We start from the raw sequence: 26,441 nt of genomic DNA on the forward strand, positions 1-26,441 counted from the left end.
CCGCTTAGTTGATTTTTTTCAGCTGACTGATTTGGGCAGCGACTTGCTTCAAGAAGGCTTCTTGGCCAGCCGGCTGTTCTTGGCTGTAAAGGTAGGCTTCGTATTGCTGCGTCAAGCGGATAAAATCACCATGAAACAGTGGATAGAATGCTTCGAGTCGTTGGGCATAATCGATCAACGGCTCCGCCTCGTTACGGTACAGAACTTTCGTCGTTTGCCGTAAAAACAAAGGATAGGCAGCAACTAGCGGCTGTTTGTTAAAGCGGCAGATCAACCATAAATGAATACGGAAAAACGAATGGCGGAAATAGAAAAGCAGGCCAAGTCCTAGGAGAGCTAAGCTTCCAAAGAAACCATTGCGCAGCGTTTGTTTCAGCTCCTCAGTCAACCAAACGTCATCGGTAACCGCGGCTGTTGCAGAACTGCTGGTCGTGGTTTCGCTACTTTCTGTTTCCCTGCTGCTCGTTGGTGTTGTTTCACTGCTAGCGGTCGGCGTTTCTTCGGAGCTAGTAGATTCTTGAGTCAACACGGGACGATCTGGATTTTGGAAACTAGGGGTCGGTTCAAAAGGCACCCAACCGTATCCGTCAAAGTAGACCTCCACCCATGAGTGGGCATTCAAGTTGCGAACGGTATAGGTAGTGATGCCGTTTTCTGTCGCAGGAGATCCAGGAGAAAAGCCTTTTGCCCAGCGAGCAGGGATCTCTAAACTCCGTAGTAGCACGACCATTGCCGTGGAAAAATTGTCACAGTAGCCGACTTGTGATTCAAATAAAAATTGATCAACATAATCTTGCTCTTCTGCAGGCACGACGGCATCGGTTTTGGAATAGCGGAATACGAGCGGATCTTTCAAATAGCTTTCAACCGCCGTGACTTGATCAAACAGACTGTTGCTGTCAGCGGTGATCTCAGCTGCGAGATCTCGTACCCGCTGCGGCAAAGAATCGGGTAACTGGATATAATCGATCGGAGAATCCGGATAGATCAAAGGCAGATTTTGGAGATTTTCTGCGGCAAAATCTGGATGGTCCCAATCGAAGGTCAAGGTGGTGTCTGGGAGTGGATCAATGAGATCGACCCGCTGGATGGCGTCGCTGATCTGAAAACCGCGAGCACCGTTTTCAAGGGACAACGTGCTGCGTCCATAGGGCAATGGGACATAGTCTCCATGGTTTTGAAATTGGATCCGAACGGATTCGTTCTCAAGATAGGCTTGCTGATAGCTTTGATCCGCGATCGTGACGGCCTCTGCTTCTAAGCGAGCCTCTTCGCGGCTCGTACTGATCCAGCCCTTACCAGAATAAAAATCTTTGCTTTCCACCCGCCAGTAATGCGGGGTTTCTTGTTGCGCTTCAAATAAAATCGTCGCATCATCCAGTAGTGGTCCGCCTAATTGACGGTCGTTTTCACTGAATCCAGTGCGAGAGCCGCTGGGCGTGCCATGATCTTCAATAAATTGATAAAAACCCAGCTGATTCAGATTTGTCCGTATAGGCGTGGAACGGGCTGCCAACTGTTCCCGCAGGCTCGTTTGCGGCAAGTAGACAGCAGTGACGGCTAGTCCACCAATCAATAGCATCACAGCGAACCAGGGAGCGATCGTTTGACTGGATTGAAAGACGCTGCGCTGGATCAGTGAAGAAGCCAAGGCACAAAGAAAAATACCCATCAAATGCCACGTCAGATCAAATTGATTAAAAATCACGACTGTTAGCAAGTAGCCGATCATGGTAGCGTAAATCAAGAAAAAGCGTTGATAAGCGATCGGTAAGATCGCTAAAAACAAAACCCAACTAACGATCAATGTCACCGCCGCCAGTTCGGTGATATAGCCGACTTCACCGCTGAGGATCTCTTGAAAGGCACGGTGCAGGTCTAGCCAAAAACGTAGCAGCCAATCAAAAGAAAAGGCAGTCCCATAAGGAAAGATCCGATACAAGACGATCAGCCAAGCGGCTGCCAGCAAAGGCAAACTGTAACGGACTTTCGGCACCACGGTCAAAATCAAACAGACACTAAAGGCATAAGTTAAAAGGGTGAACTGATTGCCAAGGTCATAAACTGCGATAAACGGCAAGATCACCAGTGATAGACTGAGAAAGGTCAGAAGACCAATCAGCGCTTTCTTAATAAATCTCATCCTACCGCCTCCTCAAGTTTATTCAACTGCCTCATTAAATCAGCGTAGGTAAACACTTGGCAGCTGTTTTTTGCTTCCAACTGACTGAGGTAGTCTTCCAGTTGTGGGGTAAAAACCGGGGTAATGAAGACAAGATGGCTGCCAGTCAAAAGCGGTACCCCTTCAGGAACTTTCTCGAAGGGAAGGATCTGGGCATAGGCAGCGGCATCCGTTTGGTAAGGAGAAGTCAATCCGTCACCAATCAAGAGCGGCTGAAAAAGTCGTTGATTTTGCGAGAAATGGTGGATCGAATAAAACAGTGATAAAGTCTCTTCAAAAGCAGGATGATCTTCTCCCCAAAAGAGCAGAACGATGTCTTGTTCTTCTTCATGTTCTCGTTCGCGATAGATCAATTCCTGTTGTTTGCTGGATAATTTCCAATCGATATTTTTTAAGGAATCCCCTAACTGGTATTGACGGAACTGTCGAATAGAAAAATTGGGTTCCCCGTGGGTTTGGCTGCGGACTTGCTGTTTAAAAAATGGCAGCAGGGTAACGGCTTCTGGCGCCAATTTAGGCAGGATCAAAATCGATTGTTTCGCAACTGTAGCGTAGCTTTTTTCAAAAAAGCCAAAGAGATCATGGCTGTACAATTGAACGGGCAATTCTTCATAGATGCCTCGCTCCTTTGGGGTCCAAGGCAGCTGCAGCCGAATCAGATTGCCTCGATAAAAGGCGCTGTGATGACTTTCCTTGAAACGATCGTCAAATTTTAAGGTGAAATCGACCAGCGGCAGCAGCGTCGGGCGATACTTGAAGACTTGCAGCGGTAAGGTGATCGCTGTGTGTGTTTCAGCTTGGATCGATTCTTCTAAAATGATTTGGACCTTCTTGAGGGAGGGGAGCAAGAATACTGCATCAAGCAACAATAACAAAGTCAGTAAAAACCAAAGGCTCCAGCCAGCATTATTATTGAAGATCACACAATAAGCCAGCAGCAGAAAATAGGCAGCGCTAAACAACAGGAGGCGCAGCAGGCGTTCAAGCTTCTTTTTCTTCATCGCTATCTCCTCGTTGGGACAGGCACTCGTTGGATCATCTGTTTCATCAAGTCTGAAAGGGTCTCCGTGCTGGCATGAACGCCACCTTTCAGTAATAAACGATGACCGAAGACTGCTGGTAAAATTCGCTGCAAGTCTTGCGGCGTGACAAAGGTCCGACCTTCCGTCAATGCTAACGCTTTGGCCCCTTTTAAGAAGGCGATCCCACCACGAGGGCTGATACCAAGGTCAATGGCATTATGCTGACGGCTCGCTTGAACCAGCTGCAATGCGTAACGGGCGACCCGCTCATCGACATACACGTCATCGACCATCGCTTTTAAAGCGGTCACTTCATCAGCATGTAAAATGGTTTGGATCTGATCCAAGCTTTGCTGTCGTTTTCCAGTCAAGAGGGCGAGCTCATCTTGAAAATCTGGGTAACCGATATGCAGGCGGAACAAAAAACGATCCAATTGGGCTTCAGGCAAAGGATACGTTCCTTCATACTCGATTGGATTTTGCGTGGCTAAAACAAAAAAGTGGGGACTCAATGGGTACGTTTGATTGTCGATGGTGACATGATTTTCTGACATGGCTTCTAAGAGTGAGGCTTGCGTCCTTGGTGTGGTTCGGTTGATCTCATCTGCCAAGAGGACGGAGGTGAAGATCGGGCCAGGACGAAACTCGAACTGGTGGCTTTGGGAATTAAAAATCGACACACCTAACACATCGTTAGGTAAAAGGTCTGGGGTAAACTGTACCCGTTTGTAGTCACTTTGAATGGCTTTGGCTAACGATTTGACCAACATCGTTTTCCCAACACCAGGGATATCTTCGAATAAAACGTGTCCGCCAGCAAGCAGCGCAGCCACGGTAAATTGGATCACATCTCGTTTGCCTAAAATCACTTTTTCCACTTCTGCGATCAAGGCATCTATTTTTTGTAATTCAGCGGTCATCTGATAACCTCCCTACGTTCGTTTCTTCCATTGTAACGGTTTTCTAGGACTGTCGCAATTTTCGTGTAACAATTAAAGAAAATTTCAAGAATATTCAAAAAAGAGAAATCCTTTCTGCGGATTTGCGAAAGAAAAACAAAAAACTTCCGAAGCGTTTCCTCGGAAGTTTGCGTTTGATAGAACAGAAGCGACTAGAAGGTGTGGTGCAAGAGGTCAGCGGCGATCTGGTCTGCCTGCCGTAAATTCCAAGCATCGGTTCCTGGCTGAGCAGTGGCAGCCGTCAGCCAGTGGATGCCTTCTGTGGGAATCCCAAAACAATAGAGGGTAGGGTAAGGGCGGTCATCTGGTCCAAGGATCTGATTGGTCTCAGGATCGATGGCGATCGCACCCGTCTCAAAAGGCACCTCATTGGGGATCGCCAACTGGTGCGGGTGAATAATCCGATCGTTTAGCAGTTGCCGCAACAAGGAATTGTTGGTTCGACGAATCGCTGTCGATGGAATGCGAGCCTCAATTAGTTGCGTCGCGTGATAGCGTGTGTCGTCAAATCGCTTTGAATACGTACAGTAAGCCTCCTCGATCTCAACAGTCATGTCAGGACCTAGTAAGGTCACCACTCCCGCTTCCATCAATGCCACCAGTTCCTGCAGTCGCTGAACCGGCGGACCGATCGATAAAAAGCTGTTCAAGGGAACGAAAGACTGCCAAAAGAGTGTTTTCAAGTCTTGTACTGGCATTAGCTGATGATCGAGAACAAACCGAATCGGGTCCCGCAGGTCTTTGAAGACTTCCAAGGCACTGCTGATAGGTCCTGTTAGATTGCCTTTTTCGGCATCTTGGATTTGGGTACGTAATAGTGCAATGAAAAAGTCTTGCAACGACTGTTGCTTTTTCTGAGCAAAGGGGTCGGCTAGTTGTTGCCATGACCACCACTCCGTCGTAGGAAGCTGCCATTTTTTCAGCAAGTCTTCAGATCCTTCAGAGGCAACAAAGGCGGCGGTAAAAGCGGCAAGCTGATCTTTGTCCAGCAGCTGTGTTTCTAAAAGCAGCGTCTGATAATAGACGAGTTCTGCCTCTTTTTTTAAATAGAAGAGCAGGGTCTTGCCAGCAACCGTTTTGGCTGCTTGCCAAGCAGCGAGGCGTTCAGGGGTCAAAAAAACGGGCTTTCGCTGCTGCGTCGGTGTTTTTTGATTGCGGCCACGAGGATGATACGGGACACCCCGACGAGAACCTGCGATGATTTGTGGTTCTTCACCAGAAGGTTGATAGACGAGGGATCCATTGACTTTGACGAAGGTGCCGCCCCGACCGCTGGTCAAGCGGGTGACGTAATCGTAAAGGGCAAGTCCTAGTCCCCGTAAAATCACAGGTTCGCCAGCTTTCACCGCCGTTAGATCCGTATCTGCCGCATTGGCTGGCGGTGCATAAAACCAGCCATTATTTTCTGCGGCAGCCGCCAATCGTTGTTCTGCTGCTGACAGTTGGGCTTGTGAATGGCCTGTAGCTAAGACGACGGCATCAACAAGAAATGTTTGGTGAGCCGTCGTCAACTGGTAGCGATTTTTGGAAAGAGGGGTCAAGGAGCTGACACTGTCTGACAGATGGTTGACGGTAATGGATTCAGGCAGCTCTTTTAATAGCTGCTGATAAAACCACTGCTGATAGAGGCCATATAACGCCCGCGAGCAATGCCCGTTAGGATCAAGTGAATCAAGTGCTGTGCATTCCGCAACGAGCTCAGGAGCATGCGTGGCTGCGAAATGTTTCCCTTCTGTCACTGCCCATTCGTATAAGGTAGGTCCTTTGACCACGGGACCGCCGGTGCTTAATGTGTCATCCGTGAAAAGGGTGACTTGACTGGTTACAGAATTCAATAGCAGATCCGCCGATTGGTCCGTGCGCCAAACTGCCCCAGGAAGAAAGGGATCAAACAGCAGCAAGTCGATGGCTTGTTTGTTTTGTTTGCTATGAGCGATCAGTCGTTCTGAAAGTGAAAGTCCACGAGGACCAGCACCAATGATAGCTATTTTCATATCACACCGCCTCAATTATTCTATGGTCTTTGTGTCATCAACGGGCTAAGTCAAAAGGTGTCTTGCGGAAAATCAGCCAGTGCATGCCTAGCACCATGGCTTCCTCGATAGCATCGATATAATGGAAAGCAGGCTGATTGGGTTGTTGCTGCAGCAATGGATTTTTTTGGATCGCGTCTAAGAGATCGGTTTTTACTGCATCACTGCTGGCTAAAATAATACAGTGGGGGGCAAAAGCTGCATTGTAAAATGGCAGTAAGCTTGTCAGACGCTGAACCAAAGCCGTGCGGTCTTGCGGTGCCCCTTGATCCAAGTAGCCGGGCAAAAATTTTGCTTCTCCTGCTAGGGCATCTTTTCCTTCTAAAAGTGCACCATTGACCAGGAGCGTGATACCAGGCATGCTTTTTTCGGGATTGTACATGCCGACGATGGTTTGCTGCAAAGAGATCTGTTGGGCGATGCAATAGCCGATCGTTAAAATATGGGCATCGTTTTGACAGTAGAAGGGCAGTGCAGTGACCTCTGCCACGAGAGCTGCCAGCTGCCAGCCATTGAATTTTTCATACCAGCTGGAAGTCACGGTTCCTCCACTGATTTTTCCTGGTAAAAAGAGGGCGATCTGTTCCACAGAGGGAAATAATGCTAGCTCGTTCGTTACACATTCTTGAAAGCGATGAGGGGCAACATCAGGAAACGGCTGGTCGTGTTTTGCCAAAACCTTCCCCTTGCGGTCGATCAGCATGGACCAAAGAGCCAAGGAACCATCGTGATCAATAAAGCTAAGCAAAAGAGAATGGCCTCGGTCTTGGTTGAGCTGATAGGTCACAGCAGGCCGCCCTAGCTCTTTTTGCTCCAGCGGACCTTTAGTGATTTCTTCCTCTGCCAACAATTCTTTTAATAATGAGTTAGTGGTGACCATGCTGATGCCGGTTTTCTTTACTAAATCGGAGGCGAATAATGCCCCGTTTTGAAATAAGGTTTTTAAAACCAGCTGTTTGTTTTGCTGGCGAATGGAATGGGTGGTAGAAGCCATAGGTGTTCTCCTTAATGAAGTGATTTAATTAAGTATACCGACGGGATGAAACGATGTAAAGTTTTTAAAAGACTGACTTGACGGAAAACTTGAAAATAAGTATACTTAATTAACAATGTTAATTAAGTGATTCGCCATAAAGAGGACACGAGGTAGAGGGGAAGAGAAACGTATGATCAAATTAGTCATCACAGATTTAGACGGCACATTTTTGAACAGCCAAGGCAGTTTTGATCGGCCTTATTATGAACAAGTCAGCCAACAAATGAAAGAAGCGGGTGTTGCTTTTGCTGCGTGTACCGGCAAACAGTGTGAACGAGTGGAAGAACTGTTTGGTGAAGCAGCAGCGGATGTTTGGATTCTTGGGGATAGCGCGACCCGCATCAAACATCAAGGCGAATACATCTTTGAATCACTGCTGCCAAACGAATTAGGGCGGCGGATCATTGCGAGGCTCGCTGCGATTGCGCAAGATCATGTGATCATCGCCTGTACACCGACTGCGGCGTACATTGCGGAAACGACCAATGAAGCAGATGCCCAGAAAGTTCGGGGCTCTTATCGGGTGGTCAAAACGGTGGCGGATTATCAAACCATCACAGAAGATTTTGTGAAGCTCACTATTTTTGATCCCAAACTACGTTGCTTTGAGCATGTCCAACAGTTAGGCGAGTTTACAAACGACGCCTACATCGTGGCTTCGGAAGCCGCTTGGATCGATATCACCAATCAAGGCGTCCACAAAGGAACGACTGTGGCACACTTGCAAGAATTGCTGCACGTCACACCAGAAGAGACTATGGTCTTCGGCGATGGCTTGAACGATTTGGAGTTGATGGCAGCTGGCACGTTTAGTTTCGCCATGAGCAATGCCTTTGAGGAAGTCAAGGCAGCGGCAGCGTTTGTGACCAAGTCAAACGATGAAAATGGCGTGCTGAAAACCATCGAACGTCTGTTACCGCTACAAATGAACCAATAAAAAAACCGCTCCCTAGCAGGGATAGCACGTACTTTCATTTGACTGAAAGTAGAGTGCTGCCTGTTGCTAAGGAGCGGTTTTTTCGTTATGCATGTGGTTGACTGACGCTATAAGGATAGGCATCGGCTGACCACTCTTTGCTGCGAGGGACGATACCTAGCTGGAAGTTCAATGTACCACCGGCAGTCAATTCTTGGTGGGTGAAAAACAATCGCTCGAAGGGGTCTTCGTTCAATGTGATTTTATCCACGAAGAGCTGTTGCGGCGCATTGGGCGTGCTCTTGATCACTAAGTCTTTGCCTGAAGCAAGATGTAGTGTTGCTTGATCAAATAATGGCATGCCGATGACATATTCCCCCGTCCCTGGTGTGACTGGATAAAAGCCCAAGGAGTTGAAGATGTACCAACCAGCCATGCTACCGTTGTCTTCATCGCCAGGAAAGCCTTTGGGCGAGTCATTGAAGCATTGTGTCAATAGCTGCTTAATCAAGGGCTGTGCCATTTCTGGTTTGCCCAAATAGCTGAATAGATACGGATAGTGGAAGCTTGGTTGATTGGAGATCGCCAGCTGACCAAAATCGAGTGCGGCCATCTCGCTCATTTCATGGATCTCAAAGCCGTAGCCTTCTGTTGTATAGCGAGGTTCTTGATTGCACAAGTCGATCAGTTTTGCTTCAAAAGCCGCTTTGCCGCCGTGTTCGGCGATCAAACCAGCGAAATCATGGTAAACAGCAAAACTGCTTTGCCACGCACTGCCTTCTGCATAATCCAAGCCCCAGCGTGTGTCACTGAATTCTGGACGAAAGGCACCATCGGGATCTTTTGCCCGCATAAAGCCAGTTTCCTGATCGAAAATGTTGCGGTAGTTTTGCGATTGCTGCTGATAATAGTCTGCTTGCTCGTCACCCAGCTGTTGCGCGACTTGTGAAATACAAAAATCACTGTAACAATAATCAAGGGTGTGATTGACCGATTCATGATGCGTCAATGGCACATACCCGTAAGTCAAATAGTCCGTCGTGCCCCGCCGACCATAATTGGGATTTTCACTTTGGACGGTGGCGCCTTTTTTCATCGCTGCTAAAAATTCGGGCATCAAATCGGGACGAATGCCTTTTACTGCGGCATCAGCGATCACGGCATCGATCAGCGTCCCTGGCATCAATCCACGCTCATCTGGCGATAGCCATTTTGGTAAAAAGCCGCTTTCACGATAACTGTTCAAAAAGCCTTCCAGCATGTCTTCCAATTGTTCGACAGCCAAGAGTGAAAAGAGCGGGTAGACAGTTTTATACGTATCCCAAAAGCCGTTGTTTGTATACAGTGGTCCTGGTTTGATCGCTTTTGCCAAGGTATCCCAATGCATTTTGCGGCCCTCTTGATCGATTTCGAAGAAGGTTTGAGGAAACAAGAATAAGCGATAAAAATTATGATAAAAAGTAGAAACTTGTGTTTGATCGTGATGCTCAATCTCGATTTTTTGCAAAAAATGATTCCATTGCTGTTGGACAGAAGCCAGATAATCGGCAGGAGCCCATTGCTGTTCCCGTTGCAAGTTCAAACAAGCTTGTTCGCGGCTGAGAAACGAGGTCGCAAAACGGATCGTCTGTGTTTGGCAATCATCAAAGCGGAGAACGACGAAGGCTTCTTTGCCTGTCAAGGCACCTTCGATCGCCATGATGGGTGTTTCAAAACGATAGACGAAATGGAAGGTGAAGCGTTCATCTTCGCACCCTGAAAATACGATCAGTTGACCAGCCACTGTCTGTTCATCCAACTGCTCTAAGACATAGTCACCCGGCAGTGACAAGCCAAGACCCGGCTGATCCCCGCAGTTTTCAATAGTCAGCACACCGCCATACATGCTGGGGATCAAAGTCGTTGTTGTTAAATACCGCTGCGTCTTGATTTTAAGAAAGGCTGGATTAAAGGTGCTTTCTTCGGGACGATACGAGCTTTGCGCATGGAAAAGGGTATTTTCAGAAAGCGTGCCGTTTATCGGCAGCATCGTCAGATGGCTGAAATCTCCCATCCATGGGCTAGGCTGATGGGTGATGCGAAAGCCCTGAAAGGTTCGATCTTCTGGATGAAACCACCAACTGCCGCGTTGATCGCTGGTTTGCGGGGCAAAGTAGTTCATGCCAAAAGGAACCCCTGTATAAGGCAGGCAGTTGCCGTGGGAAAAACTATATTGGTTGTCTGTTCCGTGTCGTGTGTCGATCATTGATACGTTCACTTGGTTCACTCCTTTAATTGGGTTGATTCTCTTTTGATCAAAGAAACCGCCACTAGATGGGTGGTCGTCTCCGTTGGTACTGGGGTTGCTGCCTTCGCAGCGTTGATTTTCTCAATCACTTGGTTTCCTGCCAAGCGCCCCATCTCGGCAAAATTCTGCCCGATAGTCGTTAGTGCTGGATCAACGAGGCCAGCGGCTTGGATATTATCGAAACCAACCAGGGAAATGTTGGCAGGGACGTGCAAATCTGCTTGGCGCAAAGCACGCATCAATTCGATGGCGATCAAGTCATTTTCACAGACGGCTGCCGTGACCTGATGTTCTTCCAAGTAGGCAAGCGCATTTGCGATGCTGGCAGCCGTGTCGTCGAGCTTGGTGCGAAAGGTTCTTTGGGCTTTTTTCAGCGCATCGATGTAACCTAGATAACGCTGACGGACGGATTGCGGATGATGGGTATCACCAAAAATATAAGCGATCCGTTGATGCCCCAACGCAAGTAAATGCTCCGTGGCTAGCTGTCCACCTTGAAAGTTATCTGGCATCACCGCTGGAAAATCAAACTCATGCAGCTTTTTATCTAAGGTCACGATAGGAAAGTGCTTTTCAGCACATTCGAACAGCAAGTCATAGTAAGAAAACGTATTGCTGGCGTAATAGATCAGGCCGTCGAATTCTTGCATCAGCTCAGCTGCCGTCGTTTTTTCCAAATAATCCACTGGTGTCATCAAAAGTTCAAAGCCGTGTTCTTGCATCACAGGGTAAATGCCTTCGGTAAAGTTTCCTAAAGAGAGATCATTGGCAAAGGGCAAGACAAACAAAATTCGTCCAGTCGCTTTTTTTTCCTTCAATTCTCGGACAAAGCTACCGCTGCCTTGCACGCGATAGATCAGCTGATTTTGTTCCAGTTCCGTCAAGGCTCTTTTAGAGGTGATCCGACTGACTTGGTATTGTTCAGATAGTTCTTTTTCAGTAGGGACACGACTGCCCGGCGCTAATCGCCCTTCAACGATGGCTTCGTGAAGCTCCGCGTAAATTTTTTTATATAATGGTTGTTTCATAAGAAAACCCCTTTTGATATATCATATTTGTTAGCATACCATAAACCAATAAAAATGAAAACCCTTTAATTATTTTGAAAAAGCTCTAGACATTCAATTAATTCATGATATACTAGGTTCGTAAATTGATATATCAAATCAGGGAAGGTGATGGAATGGTTTATAAAGAAATACCAACTTCAGTAGCAACATTTATGGAAACGATTACGGATCTATGCGGAGAAACGCATGCCGATTGGGCGAAAAATTTTAACGCAGCTTTCGCCAATACACTATTAACGACGGTCAAGCGTCATGAGGATGGCACGACCTTTTTACTGACGGGGGATATTCCAGCGATGTGGCTGCGAGATTCCACTGCACAAGTTCGTCCGTATTTGGTGATCGCCAAAGAAGATGAAGACTTAGCAAGCATGATCAGCGGGTTAGTCAAGAAGCAATTCTACTATATTACGATCGATCCTTACGCAAATGCCTTTAACGAATCAGCCAATGGCGCTGGCCACCAAACAGACGATACAGAAATGAACGATTGGATCTGGGAACGCAAATATGAGATCGACTCTTTGTGTTATCCGATCCAAATGGCCTATCTGCTATATAAAAACACAGGCAGAACCGATCAGTTCAATGATGATTTTGTAACAGGCATCAAAAAAGCCTTAGAGGTGTTTGTGACAGAACAAAACCATGAGGAATCTCCATATCGCTTTGAACGGGATACCTGGCGAAAAGAAGATACCTTGACTCATGACGGCAAAGGCGCACCAGTGAAACCCGTCGGCTTGACTTGGTCAGGCTTTCGACCAAGTGATGATGCCTGCAAATACGGCTATTTGATTCCCTCCAATATGTTTGCGGTGGTGGTCTTAGGCTATATCCAAGAAATCTTTACGACAGTTTTAGAAGACACAGCGGTCGTGGCACAAGCGAAAAAACTACAAGCAGACATCGAAGCAGGGATTAAAGCATATGGGTTGACCACGAACCAAGCTGGCGAAGAAGTCTACGCCTATGAAGTGGATGGATTCGGCAATGGCACCCTGATGGATGACAGCAATGTGCCGAATTTGATCGCCGCCCCTTACTTGGGGTATGGCAGCATGGAAGATCCCCTTTATCTTCAAACCCGTAAAACGTTGTTGAGCAGTGAAAATCCGTATTTCTATGAAGGCAAATACGCCAAAGGCATTGGTAGCTCTCATACGCCAGAAAATTATGTGTGGCCGATCGCCATGGCAATGGAAGGCATGACCACCACTGACAAAGAAGAAAAGAAACGAATTTTGGATCAGTTAGTGGCGACAGATGCGGGTACAAATTTGATGCATGAAGGGTTCGATGTCGATGATCCTTCGCAATACACGAGAGAATGGTTCTCGTGGGCGAATATGATGTTTTGTGAATTGGTCATGGATTATTTCGATATCCGAGTGGAAAAATAAGCAGCACGACCCACCACCATTCGAGTGACACAAAAAGCAGTCCAACGACGCAAACAGCGAGGAGTAAAAATCAATGAAGAAACAAGTTTATATCATCTCACACAGCCACTGGGATCGGGAATGGTACATGCCTTACGAACAGCATCACATGCGGCTAGTTGAATTGATGGATGATCTTTTAGAGTTAATTGAAAATGACCCTGAGTTCCACAGCTTCCATCTAGATGGGCAGACGATCATCTTGGATGACTATTTAGAAGTGCGACCTGAAAAACGCGAAGCGGTCAAAGCGGCCATCAAACAAGGAAAATTACAGATCGGTCCGTTTTATATTTTGCAAGATGACTTTTTGATCAGTGCTGAATCAAACACCCGTAATATGCTGATTGGAATGGCAGAAAGCAAAAAGTGGGGCACCCCTGTTATGTTGGGGTATTTCCCAGATACTTTCGGCAATATGGGGCAAACCCCGCAAATGATGCTGCAAGCCAATCTTGAAAGTGCTGCATTTGGACGTGGCGTCAAACCGATCGGCTTTGACAACGAAGTTTTACCCGATGATCAATTTACTTCCCAATATTCTGAAATGCATTGGGAAGGTCCAGATGGCAGTCAAATCTTTGGTCTACTCTTTGCCAACTGGTACTCCAATGGCAATGAGATTCCAGTGGATAAAGCAGAAGCCAAAGCTTTTTGGACACAAAAACTGCAAGATGTAGAAAAATTTGGTGCCACCAATCATTACTTAATGATGAATGGGGTCGATCATCAACCTGTCCAAAAAGACATTTCGGCAGCGATTCGTACAGCCAACGAGCTTTTCCCAGAGTATGAATTCAAACACGCCAGCTTTACCGAATACCTTGAAGCGGTGCAAGCAGATCTGCCAGATGACCTAGGAACTGTCACAGGTGAATTGACCAGTCAAGAAACCGATGGTTGGTATACTCTAGCCAATACCGCCTCTTCCCGAGTCTATCTGAAACAATGGAATACAAAGGTTTCCCGCCAATTAGAAAATGTCGCTGAACCATTAGCAACTATGGCTTATGAAGCAAGCGGCAGCTATCCTCACGATATGTTGGATCATGCGTGGAAAACCCTGATGCAAAATCATCCTCACGACAGTATCTGCGGCTGTTCAGTGGACGAGGTACACCGAGAAATGATGCCGCGGTTTGAAAAAGCCAATGAAATTGGTAAGTTCGTGGCAGATGAAGCGTTACGCAATTTAGTAGCCGCCATCGACACGAGCCAGTTTCCTGAGGAGAGTCGTCCCTTTGTGGTCTTCAACACCACTGGCAGCACCCGTTCTGGTTTAGTGGAAGTCGTGATCGAACTTGAGCGTAAAACATTCCGTGAAGGATTGCCAAGCAAGCTTTACCACGAATTATTGGCGAAGCCAAAAGGTTCTTATTCGGTGATCGATGAACAGGGGAACCCTGTTGCTGCGATCATCAGTGAAGAAGAGGTCCTTTTTGACTATGAATTGCCTAAAGATGCCTTTCGGATTCCTTTCATGAAACGCTTTGTCACGGTTCAAGTAGAAGCAAACCAGTTGCCAGAATTTTCATGGCAGACCTTTGCCCTAGTGGAAAAAGCCGCTACGCCAGTAGAGAGCGCACCGATCGTTTCAGAAGGAGGGCGTAAACTTGCCAACGCACATTTGGAAGCCGTCATTACTGAAAACGGCAGCTTGGCGATTACAGACAAAGTAACCCAAAAAACGTATCGCAATTTATTGGTTTTCGAGGATGTGGGGGATATCGCCAATGAGTACATCTTCAAACAACCAGAAGGGGATCAAGCAATCTTATCGACACAATTTCCGCATCACGTGACGATCGAACAAAACGATCCACTGGTGGGGATCGTGCGACTGACGCAAGAATTGCAGATTCCCGTTTCAGCAGATGACCGTTTGTTAGAAGAACAAAAAGCTGTTGTCGATTTCCGTTTCCGTAAGGCACAGCGGAGTCAAGAATTGGTTGCTTTCAAGATCGAGACGGAGATTCGCTTAGAACGAACCAGCAACCGCCTGGCATTTAAAACCACCGTCAACAACCAAAGCAAAGATCACCGACTGCGGGTGTTATTCCCAACAGGGATCACCACGGATTTCCATGAAGCTGACAGCATTTATGAAGTTGTAAAACGGCCAAATCAGGTTTCCAGTCATTGGGAAAACCCAACAAATCCGCAGCATCAGCACGCCTTTGTCAACTTGCATGATGAAACTAGCGGCATGACGGTTTCTAATTTTGGTTTGAACGAATATGAAATCGTGAAGGATCAGATCTGCTTGACCTTGTTGCGCTGTACGGGAGAGCTAGGCGATTGGGGCTATTTCCCAACACCAGAAGCGCAATGCTTAGGCAGCCACACCTTTGAATACGGCGTAGCCTGTCATGGGGCTCCTGAAGAACGTTATGAAACGTATCGCCAAGCACAAGCTGCCCAAGTTCCTTGGACGGCAAGTCAGACCGACAAGCATCAAGGCAAGCTAGCCAGCAGCAACCAATACATGGAAGCTCATGGATCGACGGTAGCTATCACCGCCTTAAAACGCAATCGCCAAGACCAGCAGATCGTTTTGCGGGGCTATAATTTAGCGGATCAAGCCACTGCCTTTCACGTGCAAAAAGAGCAGGCGACGCTCTGTCTAATGAACCTTTTAGAGGAAGAACAAGTATCGACCGTCAATGAGCAATTACACCCATATGAAATTCGTACCATTGGAGTAAAGGAGTGAGTAATGATGGTTTATGGAGGAATTGAAGCCGGCGGCACAAAAATGATTTGTGCCGTTGCCGATGAACAGTTGACGATCATCGCCCAAGAGTCGATCCCAACGACAACACCAGAGGAAACGTTAGCGGCGATCTTTGCCTTTTTCGATCCCTACGATCTCGTGTCATTAGGGGTCGGTTCCTTTGGTCCGATCGGGATCGATCCAACCCAAGCAACCTATGGCCACATACTAGCGACGCCGAAACAGGGCTGGCAGCAGTTCGATTTTCTCGGTGCATTGAAGAAGCGCTACCCAGAGACAGCATTTGCTTGGACAACAGATGTCAATGCTGCCGCTTATGGGGAATTACGTCAAGGAGCGGCGCAAGGCAAAGACAGCTGTGTCTATTTGACAGTAGGAACCGGCATTGGCGCAGGAGTCGTTCGTGAAGGAAAGATTTTCGAGGGGATCGGTCATCCAGAAATCGGTCATACCTATGTCAAACGCCACAGTGAAGATACGTATGCGGGTACTTGCCCGTATCACGGCGACTGTCTGGAAGGATTAGCCGCAGGGCCTTCTTTAGAAGGACGTACGGGGATCAAAGGACAAGACTTGCCGCAAGCGCACGAGATTTGGGGGTTGCAGGCCTTTTATCTAGGGCAAGCGCTGGTCAATATCACGTTGACCTTAGCACCTGAGAAAATTATTTTAGGCGGTGGGGTCATGAATCAGCCGCATCTACTCGCTCAAATCCAACAAGCCTTCCTGAAACAAATGGCAGGCTATATGGAGACACCACCAGTGGAAGACTACATCGTCACTTGGGGCTTGCCGAACAAAAGCGGCATCATCGGCTGTCTCTTGTTAGGCAAAGAGCAGGTGACTGCCCATGACTAACCTGCATTTTCCTAAAGATTTTTGGTGGGGAGCCGCTGCCAGCGGTCCGCAAACTGAAGGACGAACGGCCGATGATGGCAAAGGCGATTCGATTTGGGACTATTGGTACGCAACGGAGCCAGAACGTTTTTATCAAAAACGGGGACCAAAAGATACCGTCCAGCTGCTGCAGCGTTACCCAGAAGATGTGGCGTTGATGAAAGAGATCGGCTTTAATTCTTTTCGAACCTCGATCCAGTGGAGTCGCTTGCTGCCAGAAGGAAGAGGAGCGGTCAATCAACAAGCGGTGGCGTTTTATCGCGAGTACTTCGCCACCTTGATCGAAAATGGCATCGAGCCTTTCATCAATTTGTATCATTTTGATATGCCGATGGCACTGCAAAAAGAAGGCGGCTGGCTCAATCGCGAGACTGTCACAGCATTTGCAGATTATGCCGCTTTGTGTTTTGAGTTGTTCGGTGATCAAGTCCGTCATTGGTTCACGCAAAATGAACCGATCGTGCCAGTGGAGATGGGGTATTTGTATCAACAGCATTACCCAGCAGAAATCAACTTGGCACATGCGGTGCAAGTCGGCTACCATGAAGCACTCGCCAGCGCCTTAGCGATCCAACGCTTCCGTCAATCTCAGCAATCAGGCGAAATCGGCATCATCTTGAATTTGACACCGACTTATCCGAAAGATCCGAACGATGAAAAAGATGTCCAAGCTGCGCAACTGGCAGATGCCTTTTTTAACCGATCCTTCTTAGATCCAGCGGTCAAAGGCACCTTTCCTGTAGAATTGATCGCTGTCTTAAACGAGTTGGCGATCATGCCAGAAACCAGAGCAGAAGATTTGCAGATCATTAAAGAAAACACGGTCGATCTCTTAGGGGTCAACTATTATCAGCCACGGCGGGTACAGCAAAAGCGTTCTGCCAAAACAGCGGACACACCAATGCCAGAAGATTACTTCGATGTGTATGATTGGCCAGAAAAGAAGATCAATCCCCATCGAGGCTGGGAGATCTATGAACGAGGCATCTATGATACCTTGATCAACCTACGAGACAACTACGGCAATATCCCCTGTTATATTTCAGAAAACGGGATGGGGGTCGAAGATGAAACACGCTTTATCGATGCCAGCGGTCAGATCCAAGATGAGTACCGTATCACCTTTATCAAAGATCATTTGCGGTATGTTCACCAAGCGATCCAAGAAGGCAGCCAGTGCCGCGGGTATCACATGTGGACCTGCATGGACAATTGGTCTTGGCTGAATGAATTCAAAAATCGTTACGGGTTTATTGCTGTCGATTTGGCTACCCAAAAACGGACCATCAAAAAGTCTGGTGAGTGGTTCCACGAAGTGATTCTACAAAACGGCTTTGTCGACTGATCATTCATAAAAAACAAATCAATGAAGCGTCCTATCTTGCAAAAGGTAGGACGTTTTTCAGGTTTTTAGAGAATAAAAACAAAATATAAACAAAGACCTTTAATTTGTTTCATTTTATCTTTAGTTTGTTCCTTATTTTTTAGGGATGAAAGCGTTATTCTAGTAGCATGAAGGAGATGATGAGATGTGAAGAAAAAGGGGTTTTGGAGGAATGTCTGGCAATACAAAGCATTGATATTGATGGCTTTGCCAGGTGTTGTCTGGTTTATCTTTTTTTTCTATATACCTGTATTCGCAAATGTGGTGGCGTTCAAAGATTTCCACATTTCACCAGACGGCTTTTTTGCCAGTTTGAAACAAAGCCCATGGGTCGGCTTTGATAACTTTAAATTTTTATTTGCATCCAATGATGCTTGGCTGATTACTAGAAATACCCTACTCTACAATATCGTATTTTTAGCATTCAACCTATTCTTTGCGATTGCCTTTGCCATTATTATGAGTGAGCTGCGCAATAAGCGCTTGGTAAAAGTGTATCACACGATGTCCCTGTTGCCGTACTTCCTTTCTTGGGTGGTTATTTCGTACTTTGTCTATGCCTTTTTGAGTCCAGACAAAGGGATCATCAACCAATGGATCACGGGTATGGGCGGTGAAGGAATCAACTGGTATGCTGATCCGAAATGGTGGCCGTTTATTTTCGTCTTTATGAATGTCTGGAAGAGCTTAGGCTACAACAGCATCATCTATTATGCGTCAGTGGTCGGGATCGATCAGACGTATTACGAAGCTGCGATGGTCGATGGCGCCAGCAAATGGCAGCAGATCAAAAATGTGACGTTGCCACAGCTGATTCCAATGATTTCTGTTTTGTTGATTTTGAACATCGGTGGGATCTTCCGTGCCGACTTCGGACTTTTCTATCAAGTCCCACGAAACTCTGGGGCATTGTACCAAGTCACCTCCGTTTTAGATACGTACATTTATAATGGACTGACTGCCACAGGCGACTTCGGGATGACCGCAGCTGCTGGCCTTTATCAATCAGTGGTTGGGGCATTACTATTACTAACAGCGAATTTGGTTGTTCGTAAACTAGAACCAGATTCAGCATTATTCTAAGGAGGATGGATAAATGAAGAAAAAAGTAACGAAAGTCGAGATCCGCTCCTTTAACCCAACGGTCAACCTGATTTTTAATATCGTGATCGGTCTGTTCGCGATTTCCTGTGTCTTGCCGTTTCTCTTTGTGATCGCGATCTCATTGACCAGTGAAACCTCTTTGGCAGAAAACGGCTATCGCTTTTGGCCACAAGAATTTTCGTTCGCAGCGTATACCTACCTGTTTAGCGGACAAATGAGCAGCAAAATTTTCCAAGCATTTGGCGTATCTATTTTTATCACTGTTTTTGGTACCTTCGTCAATGCAACGATGACTTCGCTATATGCCTATGTCATCTCTCGCTCAAATTTTCCATTCCGTCGTTTCTTTACGATCTTCGCTTTGATCACCATGTTGTTTGCGCCAGGGATGGTTGCCAATTACTTAGTGATGGTCAACTTGATCCAATTGAAAGACACGATTTGGGCGTTGATTTTGCCCCTTGCCTTAGGGCCTTTTAATATCCTTGTTATGCGGACCTTCTTTAAAAAGACGGTACCAGATAGTATTATAGAATCTGCGCGCATCGACGGTGCCAGCGAAATGAAGATTTTTCTGTCCATCGTGTTGCCGTTAGCCGTTCCAGGGATCGCAACGATCAGTCTATTTGCCGCTCTTGGCTATTGGAATGACTGGTTCAATGCATTGTTGTATATTCAAAAAGACTCTTTAGTGCCGTTACAAGCACTTTTGATGCGGATTCAAAGCAACTTGGATTATCTAGCCAAAAGCTCTGGTATGGCTGCCCAGATCCAAGGCGGTTTGGCCGCTTTGCCAAGCGAAACTGCTCGCATGGCAATCGTTGTTGTTGCAACCTTACCGATTGCGATCACCTATCCATTCTTCCAACGGTATTTTGTCGGTGGTCTGACAATTGGTGGCGTCAAAGAATAATCAAATAAGTATAGGGAGGAAACAAAAATGAATTTGTGGAAAAAAACAGCTTTTGCTGGGATGGCCGCAGCGGCAACTTTGGGAATGGCTGCCTGTGGGTCGAACGGCGCAACATCCGATTCAGAAAACAATGCAGACGGCGTAACGACTTTATTGATGTATCAAGTCGGGGACAAGCCAGAAAACTTTGATCAATTAATGGAGATCGCCAATAAACGCATTGAAGAAAAAACCAACGCTCGCATCGATCTGCAGTATATCGGCTGGGGTGATTGGGATCAAAAAATGAGTACCATCATTTCATCGGGTGAAAACTACGATATTTCCTTTGCCTCAAACTATGTTGCGAATGCGCAAAAAGGCGCGTATGCAGATTTGACGGAGTTAGCACCAAAATATGCCAAAGAAGCGTATGATCAATTAGACGAATCTTATATCAAAGGCAATACGATCGACGGAAAATTATATGCCTTTCCAGTCAACGGCAATATTTATGCCCAACAAGTCTTGACCTTCAATAAAGAGTATTTAGATAAATATGATTTGGATATTAGCGGGATCGAATCTTATGCAGATGCCGAAGACGTGTTGAAGAAGTTTAAAGAAGAAGAACCAAACATCGCACCGTTTGCGATCGGACAAACCTTTAATGTTTCTGGAAACTATGATTATGTGATCGGGAAAGATTACCCATTTGCTGTTAAATTGGACGGCGATACAACGAAGATCATCAATCAATACGAAGATGATGAACAAATGGAAAACTTGAAATTGATGCACAAATGGTACAACGAAGGCTTGATCCCAACTGATGCAGCCACTAATACGACTGGTTACCCATTAGAAGGCAACACATGGTTCATGCGTGAAGAAACCCAAGGACCAATGGATTACGGCGATACGATCTTAAGCAATGCCGCAGGTCATGAATTGGTTTCACGTCCAATCACGAAACAATTAAAATCAACAGGCCAAGCGCAAATGGCAAACTTTGTCGTAGCGAATGTTTCGAAAAACAAAGAAAAAGCAGTGGAAGTGTTGGGCTTGTTGAACAGCGACCCTGAATTGTTGAATGGATTGGTTTGGGGTGTCGAAGGCGAAGCATGGGAAAAAATCGAGGGCGAAGACAACAAAATCCGTCTCCTTGATGGCTACTTGCCAAATACTCGGATGGCTGCTTGGAACACTGGGAACAACATGATCCTTTATACACAAGAATCCATCACAGACGATATGATCAAAGAGCGTGATGAAAATATTGCTAACGCTGAAGCATCACCAATCTTAGGGTTCAACTTCAAGACTGATAATGTGAAAACAGAAATCACGAATATCGCCAATGTCATGAACCGTTACAAAGCAAGTTTAGCAACGGGAACGATCGATCCAGAAGAAAATGTTCCGAAACTAAACGAAGAATTAAAAACCGCTGGCTGGGAGAAGGTCCGCGATGAAATGCAAAAACAATTTGATGAGTATCGTGCAAGCCAAGAATAAGCAACAGGTGGTTCTCACAAATCAATAGATCAAGTAAGCCGGAGGCTAAACGCATCAGGACCAATGGTTCCCACGTCTAGCTTCTGGCTGCTTTTTCTTTAAAGTAAGTAGCGAAATCTTTGATGAAAAAATAACGTTACTTTTGTTTTTTAACCTTCAAGCAGCAAGCATAGTGCCTCTAAAACGTACATAGCATTAAAAGATTCTCAGGTAGCTTGAGTAGGAAGCTAAAATCATGCTACATTTTCGATAGGGAACAAATAAGGGAGGAATTTTAAATGGAAGAAACAGCAAATAGTGGGTTGGTCAAGGGCTTTCGCTTGATTTGGGCGATCGTGAAGTTGAATTTGTTTTTCGTCGTATTGACATTGGCAGGTGGCGGAATCTTAGGGATCGGTCCAGCGTTTCATACCATTAGTACCTTGATCCGTGAAGACGGACTAAATTATGAGCATCAAAGCTTTCGCAGCGCATGGCGCATTTGGCGCAGCGTCTTTGTCAAAGCCAATAAACAGTTTTATCTTTTCTTCCTACTGACAGGTTTCTTAGTGTATAACTTGTATTTAGCTACCCAGATCCAAGGCTTGATTTGGCTGATGATCTCTTTTGTTTTAGTTGTCGTCAGCGGATTGAGTATCTTACTGTACTTACTAAGTGTGGTTTTTGACACATCCTATGAGATTTCCCTGTGGAATAACCTGAAATTGTCCTTCGTGTGTCTGTTTCTTCATATGGCGACCTTTCTAAAATTGTTAGTGGGGATTGCCAGTATTTTCGCTTTTACTTGGATGATGAAAGGGCTCTTGCTCTTTGGAACCTTCAGTCTATTGATTTTGTGGTGCCATGTGGCAATCAGTCAGGAAAAAACCGTCATTGATCGGGATTTGGCACATGACTAAGCAGCGCTTTCGTTTGTTTAAACATGATTTTTTGATCAATCAGTTGATGCAGTTGTATAGTGTCCTTTTGGTGATCATCTCGATTATTATCATGCTGGTTCTGACGGCATATACTGGGGCAGACCGCTTCAATAGCAGCGAACGCCTCGTGGAAGCCACCAGTATGCAGCTGGATGCATACGTGCAGGATCAAAACGCGGTCGTCTCAACGGTATTAGGCGAATTTACCAGTTCGGATACTGCTTTTGAATCGCTGCGCAATTATTTACAGCTTTCATTGCCAGACTATTTTTCCTATAGTAATGATATTTTTCGCCAGACGGGACAAAGTGTGTATTTGCCAAACATCCTCTATCGCTTGATCCGTAATCATCCTAGTATCGAAGAGATCATCATTCAACTAGATGAAAGCAATGAGACACTAGTGGCAACCCCAGATACCCCTTATGGAGAAAAACGCAACGGCAAGCAGATCGATTTGAAAAATCGTCTGTTTTTTGTTCGTTCGATCGCCCAACCAAGTAATTATGCGCAACCGTTAGGACAAGTCTACGTGATTTTTCACTCAGACGATGTCTTAGCCAATCGACAAGAAGACAACCAAGCGCATGGTATCAACAGTTTTTTGTATACCTCCAATGGTCAGCGGCTATACAAGGATGCCGCGAACCTTAGCAAGCAGACCTTAGCGACAATTGATCAGGCGGTGGCTCATGGAACTATTCACGACACTCTGTCGAAAGACTTTTATATCAAAAAACAAACGACCGTTAGCGGAGAGTTGTCACTGATCTTGTTGTCAAAAGGCGTGATCTGGCGGGATATTTTTTTCAGCGCCATTTGGATTTTTAGCTTTGGGATTGGGATTCTCTTGTTGGTCCTATGGGTGCTCCATCGGACCTTCAAGCGCTATACATCGCAAGTACAGCAGATCGTCTATGCGACGAAAGAAGTCAGTCAAGGAAATTTTGATAAGCGGATCGATACCGCCAATGTCCAACAAGAGCTGAAAGAAATCGCAGAAGCCATCAATCAAATGACTTACAGTATCAACGAGTATATCAAAGACATTTACACGTTAGAGATCAAGCAGCGAGACGCCGATATGCGGGCGCTGCAAGCACAGATCAATCCGCATTTTCTGTATAACACGTTAGAATACATTCGAATGTATGCCTTGAGTCGCAACCAAGAAGAGCTGGCGGATGTCGTCTATGCCTTTTCGGCACTGCTACGGAACAATACGACGCAAGAAAAGACGAAGACCTTAAAAGAAGAAATCGATTTTTGTGAAAAATATGTCTACTTGTTTCAGATGCGCTACCCAGATAAGATCGCCTATCATGTAACCATCGATTCGGCATTAGAACAGTTGGAATTGCCGAAGTTCACGCTGCAGCCGCTTGTCGAAAACTATTTTGTTCACGGCATCGATTATCAGCGCAACGATAACGCCATCAGTATCAAGGCTTATAAAGAAGCCGATCAGATCGTGATTGAGGTCAAAGACAACGGCAAAGGCGCAGATGCACAGCAGTTGGCGATGGTCCAAGAAGAACTGCAAAATCAGGAGATCGGAGCCCAAACCTCGATCGGGATCAAAAATGTTCACGAACGGTTGCGGGGCATGTTCAACGGCGCCTATCAAATGGACGTTACGTCTCAGGCAGGTGCTGGGTTTACGGTCAAGATCCGCTTAGATGAGAAACGTTTGCAAAGGGGGCATGAGACAGATGTATAAAGCAATGTTCGTTGATGATGAATACATGATCTTGCAGGGGCTGCAAATGATCTTGCCTTGGCAAGAACTGGGCTTTGAAGTGGTGCATACAGCGAAAAGTGCTAGTGAAGCCCTCGAGTACTTGCAAGAGCATTCTGTTGATTTGCTGATCACGGATATTCGGATGCCAGAAATGAACGGCATCGATATGATCCGCCAAGCACAAGCGTATGGGAATCGATTTTTCTCGATCATTCTATCAGGCTATCAGGAGTTTGCCTTTGTCAAACAAGGCATGGCGTTAGGTGTGCGTAATTATCTCGTCAAACCTGTTAACAAAGAAGAACTACGCAGCAGTGTACAAGCGATTGCAGCTGAGTTAGAGGAGCAGCAAAAACTGTTGGCAGAAAAAGAACTGTATCAAGAATCAAGCCTGCTGCTTTGGTTGAATGATGAATTGAACGAAAGCGAGTACCTCCATTTGCTGGCGCAACAGCGGGTGCCACTAGCAGCACCCTTTACCGTTTTGCAGTTCAATGGGACTGCTGAGATCTTACAAAAAATCACGACGTTTTTTCAGCAACACGATCAGCCATTGATCTTACCAGGTCGATTAGATGAAAACCAAGTGATCATTACTGCTGCTGGACCAAGGCAGCAAATCAACGCTGACCTAAAAGCACTGGCACAGCAGCTCAATAGTACAGACTGGCAGTTGATCATGAGCGAGACCATCAACGAGTGGGAGAATTTGTATAAAGCCTATGAAAAAATCAAACAGGTTCAGTCACTGCAAGCCTTCTACCCAGATCTGTTCTTACAAGAACAGACGATCCACGTGGATATTTTAGAGCGAAACGAAGAACTCCCGTTTCTGTCTTTTAACAAAGCATTGACCATTGGGGATGTCAAAACGATCCAACATGAGCTGGATAAAATGTTCGCTATTTTGGAACAAACCCAAGCAGACCCTGAACATGTTCGCTATGTTTCGTTCTTGTTGTTCAATGATATCTATCGGCAGCTGCCAGTGCTTTCCCATGAAAACCATGAACAGATTTTGGCACGGATTCGTGAGTCTAATACACTGGCAGATCTGCGGCAGCTCTTTGATGATGTGCTGGAGCTGGCGAAATCGCAGCCACCGCAAAAACGCTATTCGGAGATCGTTCAAAAGACGATCCAACTGATCGAAGAAGGCTATACCCATGATTTGACGGTCAAATCAGCGGCAGAAGAACTGCATGTCAGCGTCGTTTATTTGGGGCAGCTCTTTAAGAAAGAAACGGAAATGAGCTTTAATCAGTACGTCAATCTGGTGCGGATCAAGCAAGCCCAGCAGCTGCTGCTTCATTCGAAAGCCACGATCAGTGAGATCGGCGATCGTATTGGTTACAACAATACCAACTATTTTTCCAAAATGTTTAAGAAATTGAATGGTCTGACCCCCAAAGAGTTTCGCGATACCTATGAACAGCATTATGAATCCCTTGATTGAATTTAGATTTCTTCAAAAAAAATCTCGTTTTTGTGATTAAATGATAGTAATTGTGACGCTTTCACGGTAAACTAAGAGAGGAAAAATAAAGAAGAGAGCGTGATGTTGTGAAAGAAACCAAAAAATTTGCACAAGTTTTGATAGGTACCGGGCTGATTGCGTTGGCCATTTCCTTATTGATCACCGCCCATCAAGGTTATGATACGATCAGTACGTTTTTACTAGGAATTTTGAATTTTGTTGATGTCCCTTTTTGGATTGCCAGTTTGTGTTTTAATATTATTGTTTTGTTGATCGTTGCAGTCTTTGATCGTGCCGAATTAGGCATTGGCAGTTTTATCAACGGGATCGGATTAGGCCTGTTGATCGGTATCTTTGAACCAGTGATGGACAAAGTATCGATTCATTTGCCTTTTTATCCTTGGATCGCTATTTTCGCAGCACCGATCTTATTTGGGATCGGCGCTGGTATCTACGTTTCTTCCAACAAAGGATCAGCGGCGTTAGAAGCCTTGACTGCCTTGATCTACAAACGAAGCAAATTGACGCAAAAAACGATCCGTATCGGCTTGGATGCAGCCATGGTCTTGATCGGTTTTGCGTTAGGCGCCAGTGTTGGGTTAGGTACTCTCTTGTGTATCGTCTTTATTGGCCCAATCTTTGAAGCCACCATGAAAACCATCGCTGCTCGAAAGAAAAACGCCTAGCCTTGAGAATAAGTCGGAAAAAGCTGTCTGTGAGGACAGCTTTTTTGCTGCTTCCATTTAAGGGAATTATCTGAAGGAAGAAAAATCCTGATTTCCTTAAGATTCTCTGGGTAAAAAAAGTGTTTTCTCCATGGTTAGTGT

The 26,441-nt window shown here is 45.9% G+C and carries 19 protein-coding genes; 12 read left to right on the forward strand and 7 right to left on the reverse strand.

Annotated features, from left to right (window positions below):
- Positions 1-4: 4 nt before the first annotated feature.
- The 5 genes from IGI76_RS05070 to IGI76_RS05090 all read right to left on the reverse strand — a co-directional run bounded on the left by IGI76_RS05070 (position 5) and on the right by IGI76_RS05090 (position 7,190).
- The gene (locus IGI76_RS05070; RefSeq protein WP_167826820.1) at positions 5-2,143 is read right to left on the reverse strand and encodes a transglutaminase-like domain-containing protein; all 2,139 of its coding nucleotides are present in this window, start codon (positions 2,141-2,143) and stop codon (positions 5-7) included.
- Positions 2,140-3,183 carry a DUF58 domain-containing protein gene (locus IGI76_RS05075; protein ID WP_167826819.1) on the reverse strand — a complete coding sequence of 348 codons (1,044 nt, stop codon included), beginning with the start codon at positions 3,181-3,183 and terminating at the stop codon, positions 2,140-2,142. Before IGI76_RS05075 ends, IGI76_RS05070 begins: the two co-directional genes overlap by 4 nt.
- Before the next feature lie 2 nt (positions 3,184-3,185).
- Complete coding sequence (locus IGI76_RS05080; protein ID WP_005225502.1) at positions 3,186-4,124, reverse strand: AAA family ATPase; 939 nt, start codon at positions 4,122-4,124, stop codon at positions 3,186-3,188.
- A gap of 191 nt (positions 4,125-4,315) precedes the next feature.
- Complete coding sequence (locus IGI76_RS05085; RefSeq protein WP_074535008.1) at positions 4,316-6,157, reverse strand: FAD/NAD(P)-binding protein; 1,842 nt, start codon at positions 6,155-6,157, stop codon at positions 4,316-4,318.
- 37 nt (positions 6,158-6,194) lie between these two features.
- Complete coding sequence (locus IGI76_RS05090; protein ID WP_005225505.1) at positions 6,195-7,190, reverse strand: ROK family protein; 996 nt, start codon at positions 7,188-7,190, stop codon at positions 6,195-6,197.
- Between the two features lie 172 nt (positions 7,191-7,362).
- Here IGI76_RS05090 and IGI76_RS05095 point away from each other — a divergent pair, with 172 nt between their 5' ends.
- Positions 7,363-8,169: a Cof-type HAD-IIB family hydrolase gene (locus IGI76_RS05095; protein WP_074535009.1), complete on the forward strand. Its 807-nt coding sequence runs from the start codon at positions 7,363-7,365 to the stop codon at positions 8,167-8,169.
- 85 nt (positions 8,170-8,254) lie between these two features.
- On the opposite strand, the gene IGI76_RS05100 is transcribed toward IGI76_RS05095, so the two are convergent.
- Complete coding sequence (locus IGI76_RS05100; protein ID WP_074535010.1) at positions 8,255-10,405, reverse strand: GH92 family glycosyl hydrolase; 2,151 nt, start codon at positions 10,403-10,405, stop codon at positions 8,255-8,257.
- Between the two features lie 5 nt (positions 10,406-10,410).
- Positions 10,411-11,463 (reverse strand): GntR family transcriptional regulator, encoded by a 1,053-nt coding sequence (locus IGI76_RS05105; RefSeq protein WP_074535011.1) that lies wholly within the window; start codon positions 11,461-11,463, stop codon positions 10,411-10,413.
- 155 nt (positions 11,464-11,618) lie between these two features.
- On the opposite strand from IGI76_RS05105, the gene IGI76_RS05110 reads away from it, so the two are divergent.
- The 11 genes from IGI76_RS05110 to IGI76_RS05160 all read left to right on the forward strand — a co-directional run bounded on the left by IGI76_RS05110 (position 11,619) and on the right by IGI76_RS05160 (position 26,300).
- The gene (locus tag IGI76_RS05110; protein WP_270266412.1) at positions 11,619-12,908 is read left to right on the forward strand and encodes a glycoside hydrolase family 125 protein; all 1,290 of its coding nucleotides are present in this window, start codon (positions 11,619-11,621) and stop codon (positions 12,906-12,908) included.
- Between the two features lie 73 nt (positions 12,909-12,981).
- Positions 12,982-15,660: an alpha-mannosidase gene (locus IGI76_RS05115; RefSeq protein WP_270266414.1), complete on the forward strand. Its 2,679-nt coding sequence runs from the start codon at positions 12,982-12,984 to the stop codon at positions 15,658-15,660.
- Positions 15,661-15,663: 3 nt separating this feature from the next.
- Complete coding sequence (locus IGI76_RS05120; RefSeq protein ID WP_270266416.1) at positions 15,664-16,539, forward strand: ROK family protein; 876 nt, start codon at positions 15,664-15,666, stop codon at positions 16,537-16,539.
- Entirely contained in the window at positions 16,532-17,923 is a 1,392-nt protein-coding gene (locus tag IGI76_RS05125) for a glycoside hydrolase family 1 protein (protein ID WP_016608260.1), read from the forward strand. Before IGI76_RS05120 ends, IGI76_RS05125 begins: the two co-directional genes overlap by 8 nt.
- A gap of 240 nt (positions 17,924-18,163) precedes the next feature.
- Complete coding sequence (locus IGI76_RS05130) at positions 18,164-19,045, forward strand: ABC transporter permease (RefSeq protein WP_086294872.1); 882 nt, start codon at positions 18,164-18,166, stop codon at positions 19,043-19,045.
- A 13-nt stretch (positions 19,046-19,058) separates the two neighbouring features.
- The gene (locus tag IGI76_RS05135; RefSeq protein ID WP_005225516.1) at positions 19,059-19,979 is read left to right on the forward strand and encodes a carbohydrate ABC transporter permease; all 921 of its coding nucleotides are present in this window, start codon (positions 19,059-19,061) and stop codon (positions 19,977-19,979) included.
- Positions 19,980-20,006: 27 nt separating this feature from the next.
- Entirely contained in the window at positions 20,007-21,476 is a 1,470-nt protein-coding gene (locus IGI76_RS05140) for an ABC transporter substrate-binding protein (RefSeq protein WP_005225517.1), read from the forward strand.
- A gap of 278 nt (positions 21,477-21,754) precedes the next feature.
- A complete protein-coding gene (locus tag IGI76_RS05145; protein WP_060791823.1) occupies positions 21,755-22,375 on the forward strand; it encodes a DUF624 domain-containing protein in 621 nt (206 codons plus the stop codon).
- On the forward strand, positions 22,368-24,116 hold the full coding sequence (locus tag IGI76_RS05150; RefSeq protein WP_270266421.1) for a sensor histidine kinase: 1,749 nt from the start codon (positions 22,368-22,370) through the stop codon (positions 24,114-24,116). Before IGI76_RS05145 ends, IGI76_RS05150 begins: the two co-directional genes overlap by 8 nt.
- Positions 24,109-25,593, forward strand: a complete 1,485-nt coding sequence (locus IGI76_RS05155; protein ID WP_270266423.1) for a response regulator transcription factor — start codon at positions 24,109-24,111, stop codon at positions 25,591-25,593. Before IGI76_RS05150 ends, IGI76_RS05155 begins: the two co-directional genes overlap by 8 nt.
- Before the next feature lie 107 nt (positions 25,594-25,700).
- A complete protein-coding gene (locus tag IGI76_RS05160) occupies positions 25,701-26,300 on the forward strand; it encodes a YczE/YyaS/YitT family protein (RefSeq protein ID WP_005225521.1) in 600 nt (199 codons plus the stop codon).
- The last annotated feature ends 141 nt before the right edge of the window (positions 26,301-26,441 follow it).

The sequence above is a fragment of the Enterococcus sp. DIV2449a genome (genome assembly GCF_051711225.1).
Classification (GTDB): domain Bacteria; phylum Bacillota; class Bacilli; order Lactobacillales; family Enterococcaceae; genus Enterococcus_D; species Enterococcus_D casseliflavus.